Annotated in this window: 19 protein-coding genes and 1 tRNA gene; 12 read left to right on the top strand and 8 right to left on the bottom strand. The window is 66.1% G+C overall.

From position 1 onward, the window contains the following. Positions 1-195: 195 nt before the first annotated feature. The 7 genes from BMX57_RS08470 to BMX57_RS20660 all read left to right on the top strand — a co-directional run bounded on the left by BMX57_RS08470 (position 196) and on the right by BMX57_RS20660 (position 8,329). Positions 196-1,464: an ABC transporter substrate-binding protein gene (locus BMX57_RS08470; RefSeq protein WP_092365070.1), complete on the top strand. Its 1,269-nt coding sequence runs from the start codon at positions 196-198 to the stop codon at positions 1,462-1,464. Between the two features lie 89 nt (positions 1,465-1,553). Next, positions 1,554-2,789 (top strand): carbohydrate ABC transporter permease, encoded by a 1,236-nt coding sequence (locus BMX57_RS08465; RefSeq protein ID WP_092365067.1) that lies wholly within the window; start codon positions 1,554-1,556, stop codon positions 2,787-2,789. Positions 2,790-2,803: 14 nt separating this feature from the next. After that, positions 2,804-3,964, top strand: coding sequence for a carbohydrate ABC transporter permease (locus BMX57_RS08460; RefSeq protein WP_092365064.1), 1,161 nt, complete (start codon positions 2,804-2,806; stop codon positions 3,962-3,964). A gap of 9 nt (positions 3,965-3,973) precedes the next feature. Further along, on the top strand, positions 3,974-5,635 hold the full coding sequence (gene bglA, locus BMX57_RS08455; RefSeq protein ID WP_229724217.1) for a beta-galactosidase BglA: 1,662 nt from the start codon (positions 3,974-3,976) through the stop codon (positions 5,633-5,635). A 13-nt stretch (positions 5,636-5,648) separates the two neighbouring features. Next, positions 5,649-6,740, top strand: coding sequence for an ABC transporter ATP-binding protein (locus tag BMX57_RS08450; RefSeq protein ID WP_092365061.1), 1,092 nt, complete (start codon positions 5,649-5,651; stop codon positions 6,738-6,740). Positions 6,741-7,354: 614 nt separating this feature from the next. Beyond that, positions 7,355-8,053 carry a fumarylacetoacetate hydrolase family protein gene (locus BMX57_RS08445; RefSeq protein ID WP_092365058.1) on the top strand — a complete coding sequence of 233 codons (699 nt, stop codon included), beginning with the start codon at positions 7,355-7,357 and terminating at the stop codon, positions 8,051-8,053. Positions 8,054-8,152: 99 nt separating this feature from the next. Continuing rightward, positions 8,153-8,329: a hypothetical protein gene (locus BMX57_RS20660; RefSeq protein WP_177175422.1), complete on the top strand. Its 177-nt coding sequence runs from the start codon at positions 8,153-8,155 to the stop codon at positions 8,327-8,329. Here the strand turns inward: BMX57_RS20660 and BMX57_RS08440 are convergent. After that, on the bottom strand, positions 8,326-9,540 hold the full coding sequence (locus BMX57_RS08440) for a winged helix-turn-helix domain-containing protein (protein ID WP_092365055.1): 1,215 nt from the start codon (positions 9,538-9,540) through the stop codon (positions 8,326-8,328). The genes BMX57_RS20660 and BMX57_RS08440 overlap by 4 nt on opposite strands. 4 nt (positions 9,541-9,544) lie before the next feature. Then, positions 9,545-10,570, bottom strand: a complete 1,026-nt coding sequence (locus BMX57_RS08435; RefSeq protein WP_092365052.1) for a LacI family DNA-binding transcriptional regulator — start codon at positions 10,568-10,570, stop codon at positions 9,545-9,547. Between the two features lie 113 nt (positions 10,571-10,683). Here BMX57_RS08435 and BMX57_RS08430 point away from each other — a divergent pair. Both BMX57_RS08430 and thpR read left to right on the top strand, forming a co-directional pair. Next, positions 10,684-10,760 (top strand) — tRNA-Arg (locus BMX57_RS08430). 52 nt (positions 10,761-10,812) lie between these two features. Then, complete coding sequence (gene thpR, locus BMX57_RS08425; protein WP_177175421.1) at positions 10,813-11,358, top strand: RNA 2',3'-cyclic phosphodiesterase; 546 nt, start codon at positions 10,813-10,815, stop codon at positions 11,356-11,358. On the opposite strand, the gene BMX57_RS08420 is transcribed toward thpR, so the two are convergent. Beyond that, the gene (locus BMX57_RS08420; protein ID WP_092365046.1) at positions 11,328-12,704 is read right to left on the bottom strand and encodes an MmgE/PrpD family protein; all 1,377 of its coding nucleotides are present in this window, start codon (positions 12,702-12,704) and stop codon (positions 11,328-11,330) included. The genes thpR and BMX57_RS08420 overlap by 31 nt on opposite strands. Before the next feature lie 104 nt (positions 12,705-12,808). On the opposite strand from BMX57_RS08420, the gene BMX57_RS08415 reads away from it, so the two are divergent. Next, positions 12,809-13,696, top strand: a complete 888-nt coding sequence (locus BMX57_RS08415) for a LysR substrate-binding domain-containing protein (protein ID WP_092365043.1) — start codon at positions 12,809-12,811, stop codon at positions 13,694-13,696. A 99-nt stretch (positions 13,697-13,795) separates the two neighbouring features. Here the strand turns inward: BMX57_RS08415 and BMX57_RS08410 are convergent, their stop codons facing one another. The 5 genes from BMX57_RS08410 to BMX57_RS08390 form a co-directional block, all read right to left on the bottom strand. Next, complete coding sequence (locus tag BMX57_RS08410; RefSeq protein ID WP_092365041.1) at positions 13,796-16,213, bottom strand: GcvT family protein; 2,418 nt, start codon at positions 16,211-16,213, stop codon at positions 13,796-13,798. A 110-nt stretch (positions 16,214-16,323) separates the two neighbouring features. Beyond that, entirely contained in the window at positions 16,324-17,574 is a 1,251-nt protein-coding gene (locus BMX57_RS08405; RefSeq protein ID WP_092365038.1) for an aminotransferase class V-fold PLP-dependent enzyme, read from the bottom strand. Between the two features lie 33 nt (positions 17,575-17,607). Further along, entirely contained in the window at positions 17,608-18,105 is a 498-nt protein-coding gene (locus BMX57_RS08400) for a potassium channel family protein (RefSeq protein ID WP_092365035.1), read from the bottom strand. A 71-nt stretch (positions 18,106-18,176) separates the two neighbouring features. Then, positions 18,177-19,082: an oxygen-dependent tRNA uridine(34) hydroxylase TrhO gene (gene trhO, locus BMX57_RS08395; protein ID WP_092365032.1), complete on the bottom strand. Its 906-nt coding sequence runs from the start codon at positions 19,080-19,082 to the stop codon at positions 18,177-18,179. A gap of 38 nt (positions 19,083-19,120) precedes the next feature. Next, on the bottom strand, positions 19,121-19,996 hold the full coding sequence (locus BMX57_RS08390; RefSeq protein WP_177175420.1) for an aminoglycoside phosphotransferase family protein: 876 nt from the start codon (positions 19,994-19,996) through the stop codon (positions 19,121-19,123). A gap of 142 nt (positions 19,997-20,138) precedes the next feature. Between BMX57_RS08390 and pncA the strand changes: the two genes are divergently transcribed. Both pncA and pncB read left to right on the top strand, forming a co-directional pair. Beyond that, complete coding sequence (gene pncA / locus BMX57_RS08385; protein ID WP_092365027.1) at positions 20,139-20,729, top strand: bifunctional nicotinamidase/pyrazinamidase; 591 nt, start codon at positions 20,139-20,141, stop codon at positions 20,727-20,729. A gap of 179 nt (positions 20,730-20,908) precedes the next feature. Next, positions 20,909-22,198 carry a nicotinate phosphoribosyltransferase gene (gene pncB, locus BMX57_RS08380; RefSeq protein WP_092365024.1) on the top strand — a complete coding sequence of 430 codons (1,290 nt, stop codon included), beginning with the start codon at positions 20,909-20,911 and terminating at the stop codon, positions 22,196-22,198. Positions 22,199-22,203: the final 5 nt, after the last annotated feature.

The following is a 22,203-nucleotide window of genomic DNA, read 5'->3' as shown; positions in this document are numbered from 1 at the left end:
CAGCATCAGAGGGCAGATTCCGTCGATGGTCAATGGATTATGATGGCGCGATCCTATAGTATTCATCCTAGCGTGATTTTTGAGCTTTGTGTTGACAGGTCGGGTCAAGGTTGCTCTAACGCTGTCACTCAAAGCGCTTTGAAAAGCGCGACTCAGGAGGACAATCCGCACATCTGTGCTGATGGGAGGAAGATTATGAGGAAACAGTTTCTTGCAGGCGCCGGGGTTCTGGCGCTGTCCACCGGGATGGCTCAGGCCGAAAGCCTGACCGTCTTCGGGCCCTGGCTGGGTCCGGACCAGGCGAATGTCGAGACCGTTCTGGCCGATTTCGCCGAGAAGAGCGGCCATGACGTGGCCTATGTCGGCTCCGACAGTTTCGAACAGCAGATCCGTATCGACGCCGAGGCCGGATCGGCCCCGAACGTCGCCGTGTTCCCGCAGCCGGGCCTGGCATCGGACATGGCCAGCGAAGGTTTCCTGACACCGCTCAAGGACGGCACCGGCGACTGGATCCGCGACAACTATGCCGCCGGCCAGTCCTGGGTCGATCTGGGAACCTACGAGGGTCCGGACGGGTCCGAGGATCTCTATGGCTTCTTCTACAAGGTCGATGTGAAGTCGCTGGTCTGGTACCTGCCCGAGAATTTCGAGGACGCCGGCTATGAGATCCCCGAGACGATGGAAGAGCTCAAGGCCCTGACCGACCAGATCGTCGCGGATGGCGAGACCCCGTGGTGCATCGGCCTGGGTTCGGGCGGCGCGACCGGCTGGCCGGCGACCGACTGGGTCGAGGACATGCTTCTGCGGACACAGCCGCCCGAGGTCTATGACCAATGGGTCGCCAACGAGATCCCGTTCGACGACGAGCGTGTCGTCGGCGCCATCGAGGAGTTCGGCGAGTTCGCGCGCAACGACGACTATGTGGCCGGCGGCGCCGGCGCGGTGGCGACCACCGATTTCCGCGACAGCCCCAAGGGTCTCTTCGATGCCCCGCCGCAATGCTACATGCACCGGCAGGCCAGCTTCATCCCGGCCTTCTTCCCCGAAGGCATGGTCGTGGGCGAGGATGTCGATTTCTTCTACTTCCCTGCCTACGAGGAAAAGGACCTGGGCACCCCGGTTCTGGGTGCTGGCACGCTGTGGGCCATCACCAACGAGAACGAGGCGGCGCACGACCTGATCGCCTATCTGCAGACGCCCGAGGCGCATGAGATCTGGATGGGTCTCTCGGGCTTCCTGACCCCGCATACGGGCGTGGACCCCGAGAAGTTCTCGGATCCGACCCTGCGCAAGATGAACGACATCCTGCTCAGTGCGACGACCTTCCGTTTCGACGGGTCCGACCTGATGCCCGGCGGTGTCGGCGCGGGCAGCTTCTGGACCGGCATGGTGGACTATGCCGGCGGCAAGCCTGCCGAAGAGGTCGCGTCCGAAATCCAATCCTCCTGGGAGGCGCTGAAGTAGGCGCAGCCCGACCGGGATGGCCCGTCCTCATGGGCCATCCCGTTTACTGACGTTTCTGACCAATACCAGCCAGTTCCAGGGAGGGCGCCATGCATCCTGCGATTCAGGGTTTATTGACGATCATCATCGGTGTCGGCGGCTGCATCGGGTATTTCTACCTCTCGAACCAGCTGCTCGACCGGGTGCTGTTCCCGGCCAGGGGGCCGAATGCGGGGCGCAACATCAACCGCGCCAACATCGTCCGCCCCTGGCTGTTCCTGTTTCCGGCGCTGTTCGCGCTGGGGCTCTACCTGGCCTACCCTGTGGTCGAGACCCTGCGCCTGTCGCTGACCGACCGGACCCAGGACGGCGCCTTTGTCGGGCTGGCCAATTACTCACAGATGTTCAGCGAGCCCAAGTTCTGGGAGGCCATGCGCAACAACATGCTGTGGCTGATCGTGGTGCCGGCGGCCTCGACCGCGTTCGGCCTGCTGGCCGCGCAGCTGACCGACCGGATCAAATGGGGCAGTCTGGCCAAGTCGCTGATCTTCATGCCGATGGCGATCTCGTTCGTCGGCGCTTCGGTGATCTTCAAGCTGATCTACGACACCCGCCCCGAGGACCAGGCGCAGATCGGCGTGCTGAACGCGATCTGGCTGCAGTTCGAGGGCGGCGCGGGCAGTTTCCTGTTCCTCAAGCTGCTGCCGATCCTGATCCTGCTCTGCTTTGCCGGAATTGTCGCCTATGTCGGCTGGATCTTCGTGCAGCCGATCATGAACTCCAGGGAAAAAGGCGGCGGTGCGGGCTTCGTTCCGCTGCGGGTGCTGGTCGCGGCGGCCTCGGTCTATCTGGTGGTGCTGTCGCTGATCTCGGTGGTCGAGACCCTGTTCGCGAGCCTGCCATACGGTGTGCCGCAGCAATGGCTGACCATCCCGTTCTGGAACAACTTCTTCCTGATGGTGGTGCTGATCTGGATCCAGACCGGCTTTGCCATGGTGATCCTGTCGGCGGCGCTGCGCGGCATCCCCGAAGAGACCATCGAGGCCGCGATCGTCGACGGCGCCAACCCGCTGCAGATCTTCTTCAAGATCAAGTTGCCGCAGATCATGGGCACGATCGTGGTGGTCTGGACGACGATTACCCTGGTCGTCCTCAAGATCTTCGACATCGTGTTCGCCATGACCAACGGCCAGTGGGAGACGCAGGTTCTGGCCAACTACATGTATGACAAGCTGTTCCGCACCAACGACTGGGGCGTCGGCTCGGCCAGCGCCATCGTCATCATGGTCCTGGTCTCACCGATCCTGATCTGGAACGTCTACAACGCGCGCAAGGAAATGCGCTGAGCGAGGGCTGAGAGATGGACAATATCGCAGGAACCAAATCCAGCCTGACATGGGCCGTGCATATCTCGGTGGCCCTGCTGGTGGCGCTCTGGCTGTTCCCGACCGTGGGACTGTTCGTGTCGTCCTTCCGCACGGCGGACCAGATTTCCAGCTCGGGCTGGTGGGCGTCGATCTTTCCGACCGAGCAGAATGTGGTACTGCGCGCCGCCGATCCCGAGGACAACCGGGTGGCCGATGGCGACGGGTTCGTAGTGTCGGGCAACATCTTTGACGACAGCGATCACGGCACCCAGACCGACATCCGCGCCTGGGGTACCTCGTCGCGGGACGTGGCCGCTTATGAGCCCGGCGAGACCGCCGACCTGGGTGAGGGCGAAAGCCTCACGCTCATGGCCGATGGCGGCTACGAGTGGCGCGGCGACGACGATCAGATCTCGGGCCGCGGCCAGCGGGTGTTCGTCTCGATCACCGCGCCGCCGGACTTCACGCTGGAGAACTATCGGCAGGTGCTGCTGTCGGGCGACGCCACGGACAGCATGGCCAAGGCGTTCTTCAACACGCTGACGGTGACCATCCCGGCGACGATCATCCCGATCGTCGTGGCGGCCTTTGCGGCCTATGCGCTGGCCTGGATGGACTTCCCGGGCCGGGCCCTGCTGATCGCCTGCGTTGTCGGCCTGCTGGTGGTGCCGCTGCAACTGGCGCTGATCCCGCTGCTGCGTCTGCATCTGGGGATCGGCATCGGCAAGGGATATCTGGGCGTCTGGCTGGCGCATACGGGGTTCGGCCTGCCATTGGCGGTCTACCTCTTGCGCAACTACATGGTCGGCCTGCCGCGCGACATCATCGAGAACGCGCGGGTGGACGGGGCGACCGAATTCCAGATCTTCACCAAGATCATCCTGCCGCTCAGCTTTCCGGCGCTGGCCTCCTTCGCGATCTTCCAGTTCCTGTGGACCTGGAACGACCTGCTGGTCGCCAAGGTGTTCCTGATCGACGCCACCGGGCAGACAACCGTGATGACGGCGCAGATCGTGGAGCTTTTGGGCACCCGCGGCGGCAATTGGGAAATCCTCGCCACCGCGGCCTTCGTGTCGATCGCGGTGCCGCTCGCGGTCTTCTTCGCAATGCAGAAATACCTGGTCCGCGGCCTGCTGGCCGGGTCGGTGAAATAGGGACTGACAATGAACATCAAGGCGGAATTCGACATGCCCGCACAACTTACGCCGGACAAGGACTGGTGGCGCGGCGCGGTGATCTACCAGATCTATCCGCGCAGCTTCCAGGACAATAACGGGGACGGAATCGGCGATCTGCTGGGGATCGCCAACCGTCTGCCGCATATCGCCTCGCTCGGCGTGGATGCGATCTGGGTGTCGCCTTTCTTCACTTCGCCGATGAAGGATTTCGGCTATGACGTGAGCGACTATTGCGACGTCGATCCGATGTTCGGCAGCCTGGCGGATTTCGATTCGCTGGTCAGTGCCGCCCATTCGCACGGGTTGCGGGTGATGATCGACCTGGTGCTGTCGCATACCTCGGACCAGCACCCCTGGTTCATCGAAAGCCGCGCGTCGCGGGATAATCCCAAGGCGGACTGGTATGTCTGGGCCGACCCCAAGCCCGATGGCACGCCGCCCAACAACTGGCTGTCGATCTTCGGCGGGTCGGCCTGGCACTGGGATTCCCGGCGCGAGCAGTATTACCTGCACAACTTCCTGACCTCGCAACCCGACCTGAACTTTCACAACCCGCAGGTTCAGGACGCGTTGTTGAACGTCGCGCGGTTCTGGCTGGACCGGGGCGTCGACGGCTTCCGGCTGGACACGATCAACTTCTATTTCCACGACGACCAGCTGCGCGACAATCCCGCGCTGGAGCCTGAGCGGCGCGACGATTCCATCGCGCCCAGCGTGAACCCCTATAACCACCAGGAGCACATCTATTCCAAGAACCGCCCCGAGAACCTGGACTTCCTGCGCCGGTTCCGCGCGGTGCTCGAGGAATACCCGGCGGCCGCGGCCGTGGGCGAGGTGGGCGACGCCCAGCGCGGGCTGGAGATCATGGGCGAATACACATCGGGCAACGACAAGGTGCAGATGTGCTATAGCTTCGAGTTCCTGTCCAAGACCAAACCGACCGCGGCGCGGGTGATCGAGGTGCTGCGCCGCACCGACGAGGCGGCGGCGGATGGTTGGGCCTGCTGGGCCTTCTCGAACCATGATGTTGCGCGCCACGCGACCCGGTGGGATCTGAACCCGGCCGCCCTGCGGGCGCTGTGCACGCTTCAAATGTGCCTGCGCGGCTCGGTCTGCCTCTATCAGGGCGAAGAGCTGGGCCTGCCCGAGGCGGATGTCGCCTTCGAGGATCTGCAGGACCCCTATGGCAAGGAGTTCTGGCCGGAATACAAGGGCCGCGACGGCTGTCGCACACCGATGCCCTGGGAGCCGTCGAACCAGAATGGCGGCTTCAGCGCGGGCTCTCCGTGGTTGCCGGTCAGCCACGATCACCTGCAACGCTCGGTGGCCGCGCAGGAGCGCGATCCCGGCGCGCTGCTGCATCACTATCGCAAGGCGATTGCCTTCCGGCATACCCATGCGTCGCTGACCAAGGGAAGCCACGACCGGTTGGAAAACGAGGGCAGCATCGTGCATTTCGTCCGCCGGCACGGCCGCGAGACGCTGTTCTGCGCGGTGAACCTGAGCGGCGAGCCCGCGGTGATGGATATGCCCCAGGGCGAGTGGCACCAGGTCGGGCTGGAGCTGGGCAGCGCGGCGCCGGCGCCGGACGGCAAGCTGCATCTGGGCCCGTGGCAACCGGCGCTTGCCGTTCAAATCGAACATTAGGAAAGGGACAGGGATGGCCAATCTCAAGCTGACAGGCGTCGACAAGACCTATGGCGGTTCGGTGAGCGTGCTGAAGGATATCAACCTCGATATCGACACCGGCGAACTGATCGTCTTCGTTGGCCCTTCGGGCTGCGGCAAGTCCACCCTGCTGCGGATGATCGCGGGTCTGGAACAGATCACCGGCGGCGAGCTGCAGATCGACGGGCAGGTCATGAACGACGTGCCGCCCGCCCAGCGCGGGATCGCGATGGTGTTCCAGTCCTATGCGCTCTACCCGCACATGACGGTGCGCGAGAACATGTCCTTTGCCCTGAGACTGGCCAAGAAATCGCAGGCCGAGATCGACGAGGCCGTGGACAAGGCGGCCAAGGTGCTGCAGCTCGACCCGTATCTGGACCGGCTGCCCAAGGCGCTGTCGGGCGGCCAGAGGCAGCGGGTGGCGATCGGTCGGTCGATCGTGCGCGATCCCAAGGTCTATCTGTTCGACGAGCCGCTCTCGAACCTGGACGCCGCCCTTCGGGTCGCTACCCGGATCGAGATCGCGCGTCTCAAGGAGGCGATGCCGGACCGCACCATGATCTACGTGACGCATGACCAGGTCGAGGCGATGACCCTGGCCAGCCGGATCGTGGTGCTGGCCAACAAGGGCATCGCGCAGGTCGGCAGCCCGCTCGAGCTCTATGAGCGCCCGGAAAACGAATTCGTGGCCCAGTTCATCGGCTCGCCGTCGATGAACCTGCTGCCCGGCAAGATCACCGGCACGGGCGAGACGACAACCGTCGAGCTGGCCGATGGCGGGGTTGCGGTGTCGGCGATTCCGACCACCGAGGGCGACAAGGGCAAGACGGTCAATATCGGCGTCCGCCCCGAGGATTTCGCACCGACCGAGGGGCAGCACATCTTCTCGGGGAAGGTGGACATCACCGAGGCGCTGGGCGAGGTGACGCTGCTCTATTTCGATGCCGATGGCGCGGAACCGGGCATGATCGCAAAGCTGCCGGGCATCCAGAAGGGGCTGCGCGGCGAAACCGTGAAACTGACGGCGGATCCGGACAAGGTGCATTTGTTCCACGACGGGCACTCGATGCGCCGGGCGAACTAGGCGGACGGGAATAATCGGGTACGGAGACCTGGGCGGCGCGTCATCGGCGCTCCGCTTTTTTCATGCGCTGCCGGTATCCAGGGACAAAAAAGTCCCGCCGGAGAGGAGGGGGGTTCTCTCCGGCGGGCGACCAGGCCGGGTGTAGCTGCTGTGCCTGGCAAGCGGTACGACGGACGGATCCGAAGCACCGCAGCCTCAGGGCGCGAGACGGGGCCGAAAAATAAGCCCCGTATGAACGTCCGCGGGTATCTGGGGGATAGTCCCGCAAACAACGCCCCGAAGGATTTTACTCTGACTACCGTCACCGGTCGAACCGGCATGCGACAGCCCGAGCAATCGTCTGATCCCACAAAGAGCGATCGGAAAGCAGAGTGCAAGGAATAACCTTTGCATCGAGGTTACTCCTTGGAAATTGCGCGGATTTATGCCGATACAATCCTAGGTTGTTGTTCGAAAGCGGCAGATTTCCGCCGGAATGGGCCTGATCGCGTGAATGAGCCGTCAGGTGGTTGCCAGGTGATTCGGTGCCGTGCCTTTGACGATGCAGCTTGGCGGGCTTGCTCCGAGCCACGACACGACCCACAGTCGCCACACCGAGATACCGGAGGATCCACATGGCCCGACCGCTGTTCCCGCTGCCCGACATCCCGGGTATCCCCGTCCGTGGCGAGACTGCCACCTATCCGATCGGCCGGATCTTCTGCGTGGGCCGGAACTATGCCGCGCATGCCGCCGAGATGGGCGTCGAGGTCGACCGTGAGGCGCCGTTCTATTTCACCAAATCGGCGGCCAACGCGGTGCTGAGCGGAACCGTGGCGTCCTATCCTCCCGGCACCGAGGATTACCACCACGAGATGGAGCTTGCCGTGGCCGTGGGGCGCCAATTGTTTCAAGCGGATAGGGCCGAGGCCGGCAGGGCCGTTTTCGGATATGGCTGCGCGCTCGATATGACCCGGCGCGACCTGCAGATCCGCGAGCGCAAGAAGCAGCGGCCCTGGGATCTGGGCAAGGATGTCGAGAATGGCGCGGTGTTCGGCCCGCTGACACCCGCCGCCGACTGGCAGCCGCGCGGCGACACTGCAATTCGCCTGAGCGTGAACGGAGAGGAGCGCCAGGCGGCGACCCTGTCCGAGCTGGTTTGGACAATCGACGAGATCCTGGCCCATTTGTCCGGATTCTACCACCTGCGCCCCGGCGACCTGATCCTGACCGGAACGCCGGCAGGTGTCGGCCCGGTCCGGCCCGGCGACCGCTTGCGGGGCGTGGTGGACGGGCTCGATCCGGTCGAATTGATGCTGGGCGAACCCGCCTGATCCGGCGGTCAGGTAACAAAACGTGACTTGCAGGGCATTGACCGACTCGGTTCGCTGACGGATTTTATGATTTCAGAGAGGGGCTCGGACCGAAAGAAAATGCAGATCGACCGTGGAAAAACCGACACCCGGAACGCCGACGCGCTGGCGACCGAGATCTATGGGCTGCAGGGCCCCTGCGTGGGCTGCACCGATTGCGTCGGTCTGTGCGAGGCGTTGATCGAGACCCTGGTGCTGCCCGACCTCGTCCTGTCCCGCAAGCGCGACAACGGCTAAAGCGCGTCGCGCAGCCAGCCCGCATCGAACCCGACATCGTCCAACCCGGCAAAGCGGCGCACCCGGTCCAGTTCCGCCTCGAGCCGGCGCGTGCGTGCGGGCGACCACCTGATACCGCGTTCGGGCCACAACGCGCGCACCTGCAGAACGCCCGCGTCGCGCCGGGCCTTCATGTCGATCCGCCCGATCAGGCGGTCGCGCTCCATCAGCGGAAAGACGTAATAGCCGTATTTGCGTTTCGCCTCGGGCACGAAGACCTCGATCCGGTAGTGAAACCCGAACAGCCGCTCGGCCCGCGCCCGGTCCCGCAGCGCCGGATCGAAGGGGCTCAGCACGCGTATCCGGCCCGGTGCGGGGCGCGCGCGGTCGGCCGCTTCGACGGCATCGAACCGGGCAAGGCACGGCCGGTCCGACCCGTCGGCACAGGTCACGGCGATGCGTTCGACCTCACCCCGCGCCAGCGCGCGCTCACACCAGGGCTTGGCCTCGTCCGGGCGCACGGTGTCCCAGAAGGCCGCAATCTCGCCCGATGTCGCAAAGCCCAGCCGGTCCAGTGCGGCATTGCACAGCCAGTCCACCGTCGCCCCCTCGTCGCAGGGCAGTGCACCGGGACAGAGATCCGCCTCGATCACCCGCTCGGTCAGGTCATAGACCTTTCGAAACCCCTCGCGCCCGACAACGGTCAATGCACCGGAGCGCCACAGATATTCCAGCGCGGTCTTGGACGGATGCCAGTCCCACCAGCCGCCCGAGCCTTTCCGCTCGTCGCTGCCCACATCGGACGAGCTGACCGGGCCGTGGTCGCGGATGCGACGCAGGACCGCCTCGAACCGCTCTTCGAACCCGTCGCGGCGCCAGTTCTTCCACCGCGCCTTGAGCAGGTCGGCATCGCGGCGAAAGCGCAGGTGCCACTGCGGGTAGAATGCCATCGGGATCACCGCGGCATCATGGGTCCAATGCTCGAACAAGGTCCGATCGACTTCGTAGAGCCTTTTGAGGTTGCGCGCGCGATAGGTCGGGCGACGCGAGAACAGGATCATGTCATGCGCGCGCGCGACGGTGTTGATGCTGTCGAGTTGGACGAAGCCGAGCCGGTGAATCAACTCCAGCAGGGCGTCCCCCTTGGCCGGCCCGGCGGGTTGTTCGGCCAGGGCGTGCCGGTCCAGGAACAGGGCCCGGGCCGCCGCATTGTCCAGACGTTGCACGGCCACCGGGTCAGCGCCGCTTCAGCGTGTCGCCATAGCTGATCTTGGGGGCCAGCGTCACCTGCGTCTCGATCCCGGTCTCCGGGTCTTCCAGGCGGGTCGCGATGATCTCGGCGGCGGTGCGCCCGATCTCCAGCCGGCAGGCATCCATCGTCGCCAGCCGGCGCGGCAATCCTTGCAGCAGTTCGACATCGTTGAACCCGGCCAGCCCGATCTGGCCGGGAATGTCCACGCCCTGTTCCAGCAGGTAGAGCAGCCCTCCGGCACCGATCATATCGTTGGAATAGTAGAGAAAATCCAGATCCGGCGAGCGTTCCAGCATGGCCTGCGTCATCTCGCGCCCCTTGGCCAGCGCCGAGCCGCCGGAGTAGAAATCCCGGTCTTCGATCTCGATCCCGTTCTTGGCCAGAACCTCGGTGAACCCCTCGAACCGCTTCCGCGCCCGGTGGTCCAGCGGCATCTTGGTGCCCATGAAGCCGATCCGGCCATAGCCCGCCTTGAGGATCGCCTGCGCCATCTCGCGCCCCGCCCGGCGATGCGAGATCCCCACCATCGCATCGACCGGCTTGCCGTCGGTGTCCATGATCTCGACCACGGGAATGCCCGCGGCCTGCAGCATGGCGCGGCTGGCATCGGAATGCTCCAGCCCGGCGATGATGACGCCCGAGGGACGCCAGGACAGCATCTCGTAGAGCACTTTTTCCTCTTTCTCCGGCAGATAGTCGGTGACGCCGACCACCGGCTGAAGATCAGTGTTCTCGAGCACCTGGTTGATCCCGGTCAGGACCTCGGGAAAGACCATGTTGGACAGCGACGGGATGATCACCGCAACCAGGTTCACCCGGCTGGAGGCCAGGGCGCCCGCGATCTTGTTGGGTACGTATCCCAGCTCCTTTGCCGCCTCCAGGACGCGGGCGCGGGTGGCTTCGGAAACGTCGCCGCGATTGCGCAGAACACGGCTCACGGTCATTTCCGAAACCCCGGACGCCTCGGAAACATCGCGGAGGGTGAGCGGGCGTTTTGTATCTGATGCCAAGGGATTTCCTGCAGGTGGTTTGGTCGGATGCTACAGTGAAGCAACGAACCGGCGCAAGCGCCAGCAAACCCCCATGACAACCCGAAGAATTCCGGCTAGACACGGCCGCGAACGGCCCCGTGGCTCAACTGGATAGAGCAGCCCCCTCCTAAGGGGCAGGTTGCAGGTTCGAATCCTGCCGGGGTCGCCACGCCGTGCATCGGCGCCGGCCAAGATGGATGATCCCAGGTCCGGGATGGAACATGCGCAGTTTTCTTGCCCTGCCACTCTCCGAAGACGCGCGCGCCCGGCTGGGTGCGTTGCAAGCGTCGATTCCGGTTGGGCGGGCGGTGCCTGTCGACAACCTGCATGTCACGCTGGCGTTTCTGGACGACCGCAGCGAAGCGGACCTGTCGGCGCTGAACGACGAGCTGGAGCTTGCGGACCTGCCGGCCTGCGCACTGCGCCTGGAGGGGCTGGTCGCGCTGGGTGGGGCGGCGCCGCGCGTGATCGGGGCCGCGGTCGTGCGGGACGCGGCCCTGGACGCCCTGCATTCGGAAGTGCAGCGCGCGGTGCGGCGGGCCGGCCTGAAGTTGCCGCGCCGGCGATTCCGCCCGCATGTGACCCTGGCACGGCTGCAACCCTGGGACGCGGGTGACGTGCCGCAGATCCTGGCGGCCGAGTCCGGGTTTCGTCTCGATGCGGGTCCGGTGGCCGAGCTTGTGCTCTACCGGTCGGTGTTGCGCCGGGACGGGGCGCGCCACGATGCGCTGGCGGCCTATCCGCTGGCCGGGGCCGACGGCGCATAGATGAGCTCGGCCAGGTCTTCAAAGCGGCTGCCGGGCTGCACCAGCCTCAGGGTGGCATCGCGGATGGCGCCGGCGCGCGTGGCGCCTAGAACCGGCGCCGCGAAATCAATGTATTTGCCGATCACCTCGTCACGCTCCATCGGAGCCTCGGGTCCGCCGCGCGCATGGACATCGCCCGAGGCCAGCTCTTGGCCATCGGTGGTCTCGATCACCACATCGGCCCAGCGCCCCTCGGGAAAACGCCAGTTGTGGCGGGGCGATTCGGACACGGTGATGCGCCGGATCATCTCGGCCACGCGGGCGTCGCGCAGACCGTCGCCCGAGATGTGCTCGACCCCGATCCGCCCGTGCACGATCTGCACTGCAACCGCGAATGGCAGCGAATACTGCGCCTGCGAGGTGGTGTCCGGAAGCCCGGGAAACAGGCAGACGGCCTGGTGAAAGCTTGCGATCCGCACGGCGCGGATCCGCTCGGGCGGCAGGTCGTGTTCGGCCATCACCTGGCGCACCGCGTCGATCGCGGCATGGGCCCAGCGGCAGATCGGGTAGGGTTTCACATATTGGTGGTCCATCTGCCAGAACCGGCCGAGATCCTGCCAATAGGCCGCGACCGCATCACCCTCGACGGTGATCGCCGGGGCGCCGGTGAAGCCGCGTTCCGCCAGGATGGCCGCCGACAGGCCGGTCAGCGCGCCCCAGCCCGAGCCGTCATGCAGCATGGTCGGATTGGCGATCTCGCGCATCATCTGGCTGCGCGGGCCGTGATATTCGGCGATGCCCAGCGCCTGCCGCAGCTGCTCCGGGCTGTGTCCGCGCAGGCGGGCGGCCATCGCGGCCACGCCCAGCGCGTTCCACGCCCCGGAGGTGTGATAGTCGCTGACCGTGCCGTGCAGCGCCATGCCGGCCCGGCCCGCGACCTCGTAGCAGATCACCAGGGCCGCCAGCGCCTGCTGGCCGCTCAGACCCGGCGCATGCTCGGCCAGTGCGGCCAGCGCGGGAACAGCCACCACGCCGATATGCCCCTTGGTCGGGTTATAGCCGTCATGGGCGTCCAGGTTGTCGGTCTGCGTCGCGGCGGCATAGGCCGCCCCGGCCAGGCCGACCGCGCGCCCGTCGAACAGCATCCGGGCCTGAGTCGCCTTCTCAGCGCTGGCAAACAGCAGCGTCGCCGTCTCGCGGGCGATGACCCCGGCCTGCATCGGCGCGGCGGCGATGGTGACGCCCAGCGTGTCGAGCATCATCAGCGCCGCGAATTCGCGTGTTCGCGCGGGGATCGCCTCGGGCGCGGTGTCGAGCGTGAAGGCGGCGAGGCGCCCGAACGGGGTCTGTCGGCTGCCGGTGTCCATCCTGTCAGGCTCGGACAGGCAAAAACCGGGCGCATGTCCTTTCCCGACATGGCATGTCGTCATCGGGGTCTTTTGCGCGGGATGCCGGTATTAGGGTGGGCGCCATGAAACACTTGCCGCATCTTCCATTCCTGCGCTCCTTCGAGGCCGCGGCGCGCCTGTCGAGCTTTACCGCCGCCGCCGACGAACTGAGCCTGACGCAATCGGCGGTCAGCAACCATGTCCGCTCGCTGGAAGAGTTCATCGGCCGGCCGCTTTTCGTCCGGCTGCCGCGGTCGCTGGCGCTCACTGAACTGGGCGAGGCCTATCTGCCCAGCGTACGTCAGGCGCTGCAACAGATCGACACCGCGACCGAGGCGATCCTGACCCAGCCGCGCAAGCGCGAGGTGGTGGTGTCCTGCCCCACCAGCCTGGCCGCGCATTGGTTGGCCGGGGCAGTGCGCGGGTTTCACGCGGCCCATCCCGAGATCCAGCTGACGGTGCACGGCACCGTCTGGTCCGATGTGGAGGCCGATGTCGCCGATGTCTCGATCACCGTCTGCCACGAAGACGAGTTGCCCGCCGACGCGACCCGGCTGTGGGCCGACCGGCTGGCGGTGATCTGCGCGCCGGATTTCCGCGTGCGCGGTGCCGCCCTGAGCGATCCGGCGCAATTGCCCGAGGCGGACCTGATCCGCATTCTCGGGCGGCTGGATTACTGGGATCGGGTCGCGCGGCATTTCGGCCTGCCGCGTCTGGCGATGCCGGGCGGGCTGCAGACCGACGTGACGGCGCTGGCCATCGAATGGGCCGCGCAGGGGCTGGGCTGTGCTGCCGTTCCGCGGTCGCTGATCGGCCCGTTCACGGCGCGCGGCCTCGTCATCGAACCGTTCGCGGCCGAGATGGACTGCCCCTGGCTCTATTGCGTGCGGTTCAAGGACCGGATGCCGGGGGCGGCGGTGCGGCTGTTCAAGGATTGGCTGCAGGGGCAGGCGGCGGAGATGGACCGGTGAGGTCGCAGCAGGTCGCGCCGGTGGCCCGGTCCGGGAGCCCTTGCCCGGCTTGACGGTCGAGGTCCCGGGTCAAGCCCGGGACGGGAATGCTGGAGGCGATCAGCCGCGCAGCCGCTTGCCCTCCGGGTCGAAGGGGGCCTGCGGCAGGATCCGCGCCTTGTGCGGTTTGCCCAGCACATAGACCTCGACCGCGTCGCCCGGCCCGGCCACCTTGGGATCGGCATAGCCCAGCGCCAGCGATTTGCCGACCGAATAGCCGTAAGCGCCCGAGGTGACGCGGCCGACGGATCTGCCATCCGGGGTAAAGACCGGCTCTCCGCCGCTGGCATCGGCGTTGTGGTCAGCCTCGATCTCGAAGACCGACAGGATCTCGCGCGGGGCGTTGTCCTTGATCTTCAGATACGCGTCCTTGTGCAGGAAATCCTTGTCCAGCTTGATCAGCCGATCCAGCCCGACCTCCTGCGGCCAGTATTCCTGGCTGTATTCGCGGCCCCAGGAGCCATAGCCCTTCTCGATCCGCAGGCTGCCCAGCGCGCGGCCGCCCACCGGCCCGCCGCCAGCCTCTCGCGCTGTGTCCAAAAGCGCGGTGTAGAGCCTGATCTGGTCGGATTCGGCGCAATGCAGCTCCCACCCCAGGTCGCCGGAGAAGCTGACGCGGATGGCGAGACAGGCCACGCCGGCCACCTCGATCTGCGCCGAGCGCATGAAGCGGAAGGCCTCGTTCGACAAGTCGGCATTGGTCAGCCGCTGCAATACTTCGCGCGCCTTTGGTCCCGCGATGTTGAATCCGGCGATGCGATCAGTGGCCACCTCCAGCGTCGTGCCTTCGGGCAGCGGCACCATGTTGAAGAACCGCTGGTGATAGCGTTCGGCCATGCCGGAACCCACCATCATGTATTCGTCACGATCGACCATGGTGATGGTGAAATCGCCCGCCACCCCGCCGCGCACGGAGATCAGCGGCGTGAGGCAGGAGCGGCCAACTTGCGTGGGAACCCGGTTGGCGACCAGCCGGTCGAGCCAGTCATGCGCACCCGGCCCCTTGATGACGTAATTGGCGAAGTTCGAGATGTCGATCACGCCGACGTTCTCCCGCAGCATACGCACCTCGCGGCCCACCGGCTCCCACCAGTTCTGGCGGGTGAAGCTGTTGGTGTCCTTCACGCCGGGTGTGTCGGCGAACCAAAGCGGATGCTCCCAGCCGCAGTTCAGGCCGTGAACGCAGCCCATCTCTTTCTGCATCTCGTAGGCGGGGCGGACCCGCGCGGGCCGGCCGGCGCTGCGTTCCTCGTTGGGGAAATGGATGGCGAAGCGGTGGGCATACTGGTCCTGCACCCGCGCCTTGGTGAAGGCCTTGCCGGCCCAGTCGCCGAACCGCGCCAGATCCCAGGCGAACATGTCGTATTGCGGCTCGCCCTCGATGATCCATTGCGCCGCCAACAGGCCCAGACCGCCGGATTGCGAGAAGCCGGGTATGATGCCGGTGCAGCAGAAATAGTTGCGCAGCTCGGGCACCGGACCCCAGATCGCGTTGGCGTCGGGCGACCAGATCATCGGCCCGTTGATGACCCGCTTGACCCCGGCTGCGGCGGCGGCGGGCACGCGCTCGGTCGCGCGGATCACGTTCTCCATGATCCGGTCCAGGTCGTCGGGAAACAGGTCATGGGCGAAATCCAGCGGCGTGCCGTCCTCGGCCCAGAACCGGACGTCGCGCTCATAGGCGCCGATGAGGAAACCGTTGCCCTCCTGCCGGAAGTAGTATTCGCCGTCGCGGTCGGCGATCGAGGGCAGGCGGCGGCCCATCGCGGCAACCTCGGGGATCGTTTCGGTGACGAAATACTGGTGCTCGGTCGGTTGCAGCGGCAGGGTGATCCCCGCCATCGCCGCCACCTCGCGGCCCCACAAGCCGCCGGCATTGACCACCCATTGCGTGCAGATGTCACCCTTGGGCGTGCGCACGATCCAGCTGCCGTCGGGCTGAGATTCAGTCCCTGTTACGGGGCAAAACCGCTGAATCTCGGCCCCCATGGCCCGGGCGCCGGCGGCATAGGCCATGGTCACGCCCGACGGGTCCACGTTGCCGCCTTCGGGTTCGTACATGATGCAGCGGATATCGTCGAACTGCGCCAGCGGGTGCAGCTCCATCGCCTGTTCGCGGCTGACCTCGTAGAAGTTCAGCCCGTAGAACCGCGCCTTGGCCTCCTGCAGGCGCAGCTGGTGCTCGCGATCCTCGGTCCGGGCCAGGTAGAGCGATCCGGGCTGGAACACGCCGCAGCCCTGTCCGGTCTCCAGCTCCAGCTCCTTATAAAGGTTCATGGTGTAATGCTGGATCCGGGTGACGTTGTTGTTGTCGTGCAGCCCGTGGATATTGGCCGCCGCGTGCCAGGTGGATCCGCTGGTCAGCTCGTCACGCTCCAGCAGCACCACATCGGTCCAGCCCAGCTTGGCCAGGTGGTAGAGGATCGAGCAGCCGACAAGGCCGCCCCCGATGACGACGACCTGCGCGTGGGTTTTCATGGGCGGGGGTCTCCTTTCGCTGCGAGGCGCAGGCTAACGCAGGGACAGGCCGCGCACCCACAAATTTTTCGTCGCCGTTGCGCATTATTTCGTTGTGCGCCGGCGAAGGATCAGTTGGCGATCTCGTTCATCGCGGCGAGGAACTGGGCGACCTCGTGCAGGCTGTTGTAGTGGCACATCGACACGCGCACGCAGCCGTCCAGGCCCAAAGGGTCCAGAATGTTGCCGGAGTAGTGGTCGGGCTTGCGCAGATGGGTGCGGATGCGCGCCGCGTTCAGACGGGCCACGACCTCGGCCGCGTCGATCCCCTCGACCCAGAGCGAGACCAGCCCCTCGCGCGCGGGGTTGTCGGAACCGCCGATGATGTGCACCCGCGGCATGGCGTCCAGCCCCGCCAGGTTGCCGGTGCCGTGGATCATCGCATCGGTCAGCGTCTTCTCCTGCGCATGGATCGCCGTGCCCGCGGCGACGATCCGTTCGCGCCGCTCGGTGGCATCGCTGATCTGGCCGCCCAGCCAGTCCAGGTACTCGGCCAGATCCGAAAGGGTCGCATAGGCCCCGGTGTCGCGGGTGCCCAGTTCCCAATTATCCGCGGGTCCGTCCAGAAGCGCGTCATGCGGCAATTTCGTCAGTCGGTCCGAGATCCAGGCCAGGCCGTAGCCGTGACGCGAGAACATCTTGTAGGGCGAGATCACATAGCCGTCGACATCGTAGGAGTCGATGTCGATGCGCCCATGCGCGGCGTGCTGGATGCCGTCGACGATGATGTAGCACTTGGGCGCCACAGCGCGGATCGCGGCAGCAATTGCGGCGACATCGACGCCCATCCCGGTGACGGGCGAAGTGTGGATGATCGTCGCGACCCTGGTGTCGGGCGTGACCGCAGCGGCATAGGCCTCGGTCCCGACCGTGCCGGTCGCGTGGTCATGGGCAACCAGCACGTGCCGCTGCCCGGCGATGCGGGCCCAGCGTCCACAGGCCGAGCGGGTCGCGGGATGCTCCAGCGTCGAGCCGAGAACGACGCCCGCGCCGCTGCCCAGGCAGGCGTTCATGATCAGCCGGAACAAAAGCTCGGTGCCGCTCTCGCCGACGAAGAACTGCCCATCGGGCGCGTTCATCAGCACGCGCATGTCCGCCTTTGCCCGGTCGATGGTGCGGACCAGCTCCTTGCTGCCGGGGTTGTCGCGCCCCTGGTTGTCGGGGATCGCCGCATACCGCCCCGAGGTCTCGACCACTGATTTCAGCGTCAGCGCGCCGCCGGCATTCTCGAAGAAGATGCGCGGACCCTGCTGCGGGCAATGGTCGATCTGGGCAAAGCGGCTGCGGATTTCGGTCAGAAGGTCCGGCGTGATCGCGGTCATGGGGTCTCCATCGGTTCGGGAAATCGGGTCGGGTCATCCGGCTTTGTGGCTGTTGCCGTACATGGCGACCGCGGCGGCCACGAAGAGGCCAAGAAGGATGTATCCGGTCACCGCCTCGGCCACCGCGAGGATCCGGCAGACGCCCACCGGGTGCAGGTCGCCGAAGCCGACCGTGGTGAAGGTGACATAGGAGAAATAGAGCAGATCCGAAGGGTTCTTTGCCCCGACGACGCAGATATCGGCATAGCCGAAGGCGCCGTAGACTGCCGCGAACAGGAACGGCACCACCTGGATGAAGGAGATCCCCATCAGGAACAGCTGCCGGCGCGGGGTCTGGATCCGGGTCATGTAGACCCAGAGCTGCACCACCAGCCAAAGGCAGAGCCCGAACATGGCCACGGTTCCGAAGGTGTTGCCGGCCGTGTCGGCGCCCAGGTTCGACAGCAGGTAGAAGGCCAGGACGCTGACCGACACCAGGCCCGAGGCGGCCAGCACCGTCGATGTCCAGTCTTCGCGCATTCCGGTCGTCATCTGCCGCCCCCTGTCCGTCGCCTCAATCTGTTCGGCAGATCGGCCGGGATGCAACCGTTTTCGGCATTTCCTCAGGTCCCGCCCAGATGCGCCTCGCCGCGGGCGCGGGCCAGGGCGATCTGCTTCTGGCGCTCGCGGAACCGTGCCTTGTCGGCCTCGGAGGTCTCGTCGATGCACTGATGGCAGGACACGCCCTGTTCATATTCCGGGCGCAGCTTGTCGTCGGGCAGGATCGGCCGGCGGCAGCCGTGGCACAGCTCGTGCGGGCCCTCGGCCAGCCCGTGGCCGACCGAGACCCGGTTGTCGAAGACGAAACACTCTCCATTCCAGGCGCTTTGATCCTCGGGCACCTCCTCGAGATAGCGCAGGATGCCGCCCTTGAGGTGATATACCTCGTCGATGCCCTGCCCCAGCAGGTAGTTGGTGGACTTTTCGCAGCGGATTCCGCCGGTGCAGAACATGGCGATCCGCTTGTTGTGGAACCGCTCCTTGTTGGCCTCCCACCAGGCAGGGAAATCGCGGAAACTGGCCGTATCAGGGTCTATCGCGCCCTCGAACGTGCCGATGGCGACCTCATAATCGTTGCGCGTGTCGATCACCGCCACATCCGGGCTGCGGATCAGGTCGTTCCAGTCCTCGGGTTCGACATAATGGCCGACGCGGGCGCGGGGGTCCACGTCGGGCTGACCCATGGTGACGATCTCTTTCTTCAGGCGGACCTTCATCTTGCCAAAGGGCGGGCTGTGGGATGTCGCTTCCTTCCATTCCAGCCCATCGCAGCCGGGCAGGCCGCGCAGATGCGCCAGCACCGCGTCGATGCCCGCGCGCGGCCCGGCGATCGTGCCGTTCAGCCCCTCGCGGGCCAGCAGAAGCGTGCCCTTGACCGAATGCGCCCGGCACAGATCCTCGAGCGCGGGTTTCAGCGCGGCGGGATCCTCGAACCGGGTGAAGTGGTAGAGCGCGGCAATCGTGTACATGGCGCTCAGATAGACCCGCCGCGCGCGCCGCGCAAGCGTCAGCCGGCGGTGTCGCCAAGCACCTGCTCGATGGTCCGCCGGCTGGCCCGCGCCAGCGGCACATGGCTGTGGCGGTAGTAGTCCAGCGCCACCAGCCCGGCATAGAGCGCCCAGCCCCGGCCGCGCCGGATTGTCGCCGGATCCGGGGACATCGCGTCGAGAAACGCGGCACGGCCCGCTGCATCGAACAGCGCCCAGGCCGGGATCAGGTCGACGGCGGGATCCCCGCGCGCCATCAGTCCGAAATCGATGACTGCCGCCAGCCGCCCGTCGCGCAGCAGCAGGTTGCCCGGTTGCAGGTCACCGTGGATCCACACCGGCGCCTTGTCCCAGGGCGGGCTGTCGCGCGCGGCGTCCCACCTGTCGCGCAGGTCGGCGGCGTCATAGAGGTCGCTCAGCCCGGAAATGGCCGCGCACACGCGGTCATCGAGCCGCTCCAGCGGCACCCCGCGCAGGTGGTTGGTGCTTCCGGCGATCGGCCCGTCGAGACCCGGCAGCGCCTGGAAGGCGCGCAGGAATCCGGCCAGTTCCCCGGCGACCTCCTGTGGGTCGCGCAGCGACGCGGGCGTCGCCTGGGTGCCCTCGATCCAGTCATAGACGGCCCAGGGCCAGGGGTATCCCTCGCCCGCGTCGCCGGTGGCCACGGGGCGTGGGATTGCCAGCGGCAGGCCCGGAAAGCGGGGCAGGCAGGCCAGTTCGCGTTCCAGCAGCCGCACTGCCGAGGCCCTGCGCGGAAAGCGCAGCACATGCGACGGCCCCAGCCGGAACAGCCAGTTGTCGGTGCCCAGCGCCGAAAGCGGGCGCACGGGGCGGCCCGCGAAACGCGGCATCTGCGTATCGACCAGCCGGGTCGCCAGCGCGGTCGTCAATCTCACGTCGTCGGCATGCATCCTTGCAGCCCCCCTGACAGCCGGTTACCCCGATTCCGGCAGTTTGACGAGAGGCGGCGGTTGACCCGAGCGAAAACCTGCGGCTTAGCTGGGGCCGACAGACCCGGCAAAAGACGAGGTTCCTTGCATGCACGCGCTCGTGGTGATCGACGTTCAGAACGATTTTTGCCCCGGCGGTGCGCTGGCGGTGCCCGGAGGCGACGAGGTGGTCGCCGCGATCAACGACATGATGGGCGAATTCGACGCGGTGGTGGTGACCCAGGACTGGCATCCGGCGGGCCACTCCTCCTTCGCGTCGTCGCAGACGGGCAAGGCGCCTTTCGAGACGGTCGAGATGCCTTATGGCCAGCAGATCCTCTGGCCCGACCATTGCGTCCAGGGTAGCCGGGGCGCGGAATTGCACTCCGATCTGCGCGCAGATGCCGACCTGATCCTGCGCAAGGGATTCCGCCCCGGCATCGACAGCTATTCCGCGTTTTTCGAGAACGACCGGACCACGCCGACCGGGCTGGAGGGGTATCTGCGCAATCGCGGGATCGACCGCGTGACCCTGGCCGGGCTGGCCACGGATTTCTGCGTGCACTACTCGGCGGTGGACGCCGCCGAGCTGGGGTTTCACGTGGCCGTGCGCCAGGACGCCTGCCGCGCCATCGACATGGACAACTCGCTGGCAGCGGCGCTGGGCGCGATGCGCGGCGCGGGCGTGGCCTTGATCTGAAATCGGTTGCGAGTTCCTGACCTGCCCGCGCGCAAGGCCGACAGGTTGAACCCCTCCCGCCCCGGGATCGTGGGTGGAGATCGCGGGCCAGGTGTCCACGCGCGACCCGGCCGCCGATAATTGCCTTGCCGGGCCGGCTGCCGTATCCATGACCGACTCACATCGACGAGGGCCGATCCGTGGATATCGCGACACGCGTCTATAATCACAAGTGGAAGATCGACCCGATCATCCGATCCCTGATCGACACCGATTTCTACAAGCTGCTGATGTGCCAGTCGGTGTTCCGCAACAAGCCCGAGACCCAGGTGACGTTCTCGCTCATAAACCGATCCAGGCATGTGCCGCTGGCCCGGCTGATCGACGAGGGAGAGTTGCGCGAGCAGCTGGACCATATCCGCTCGCTCCGCCTCAGCCGGGGCGAGAGCACCTGGCTGCGCGGCAACACTTTCTACGGCAAGCGGCAGATGTTCCGCCCGGATTTCATGGAGTGGTTCGAGGGGCTGCGCCTGCCAGCCTATCACCTGGAGCGCCGGGGCGACCAGTACGAGCTGACCTTCGAGGGCAAGTGGCACGAGGTGATGCTGTGGGAGATCCCGGCGCTGGCCGTGCTGATGGAGCTGCGCTCGCGCGCGGTGCTGCACGACATGCGCCGGTTCGAACTGCAGGTGCTCTATGCCCGCGCGATGACCCGCGTGTGGGAAAAGATCGAGCGGCTGCGCAAGATCGAAGGGTTGGGCATCGCCGATTTCGGCACCCGTCGGCGGCATTCCTTCCTCTGGCAGGACTGGTGCGTGCAGGCGATGATCGAGGGGCTGGGCAGCAGTTTCGCGGGCACCTCGAATTGCCTGATCGCCATGCGCCGCGAGGTCGAGGCGATCGGCACCAACGCGCATGAGCTGCCGATGGTCTATTCCGCCCTGGCCGAAAGCGACGAAGCGCTGGCGCAGGCGCCCTATGACGTTCTCAGCGACTGGCATGACGAGCATGACGGCAACCTGCGCATCATCCTGCCCGACACCTACGGCACCAGGGGGTTTCTCGACCACGCGCCCGACTGGCTGGCCGGATGGACCGGCATCCGCATCGACAGCGGAGATCCCGCGACCGCGGCCGAGATCGCCATCGACTGGTGGCGCTCGCGCGGCGAGGATCCGGCGGACAAGCGCATCATCTTCTCCGACGGGCTGGACGTGGAGAAGATCGCCGAACTGCACGCGCAATTCGCCCATCGCGCCAAGGTCTCGTTCGGCTGGGGCACCCTGCTGACCAACGATTTCCGCGGCCTGGTGCCGGGCGACGGGCTGGCGCCGTTCTCGCTGGTGTGCAAGGCGGTGTCGGCCAATGGCCGGCCGACGGTCAAGCTGTCGGACAATCCCGAAAAGGCGATGGGTCCGCCCGAGGAGATTGCCCGCTACAAGAGGGTGTTCGGCGTCGGCGCGCAGCAGGCGATCGAGGTCATCGTCTGACCCGC

Origin of the sequence: Cribrihabitans marinus (assembly GCF_900109035.1) — a bacterium.
Taxonomy (GTDB): Bacteria; Pseudomonadota; Alphaproteobacteria; order Rhodobacterales; family Rhodobacteraceae; genus Cribrihabitans; species Cribrihabitans marinus.
The sequence above is the reverse complement of the archived record's forward strand: the minus strand, read 5'-3'. Positions and strand labels throughout refer to the sequence as shown.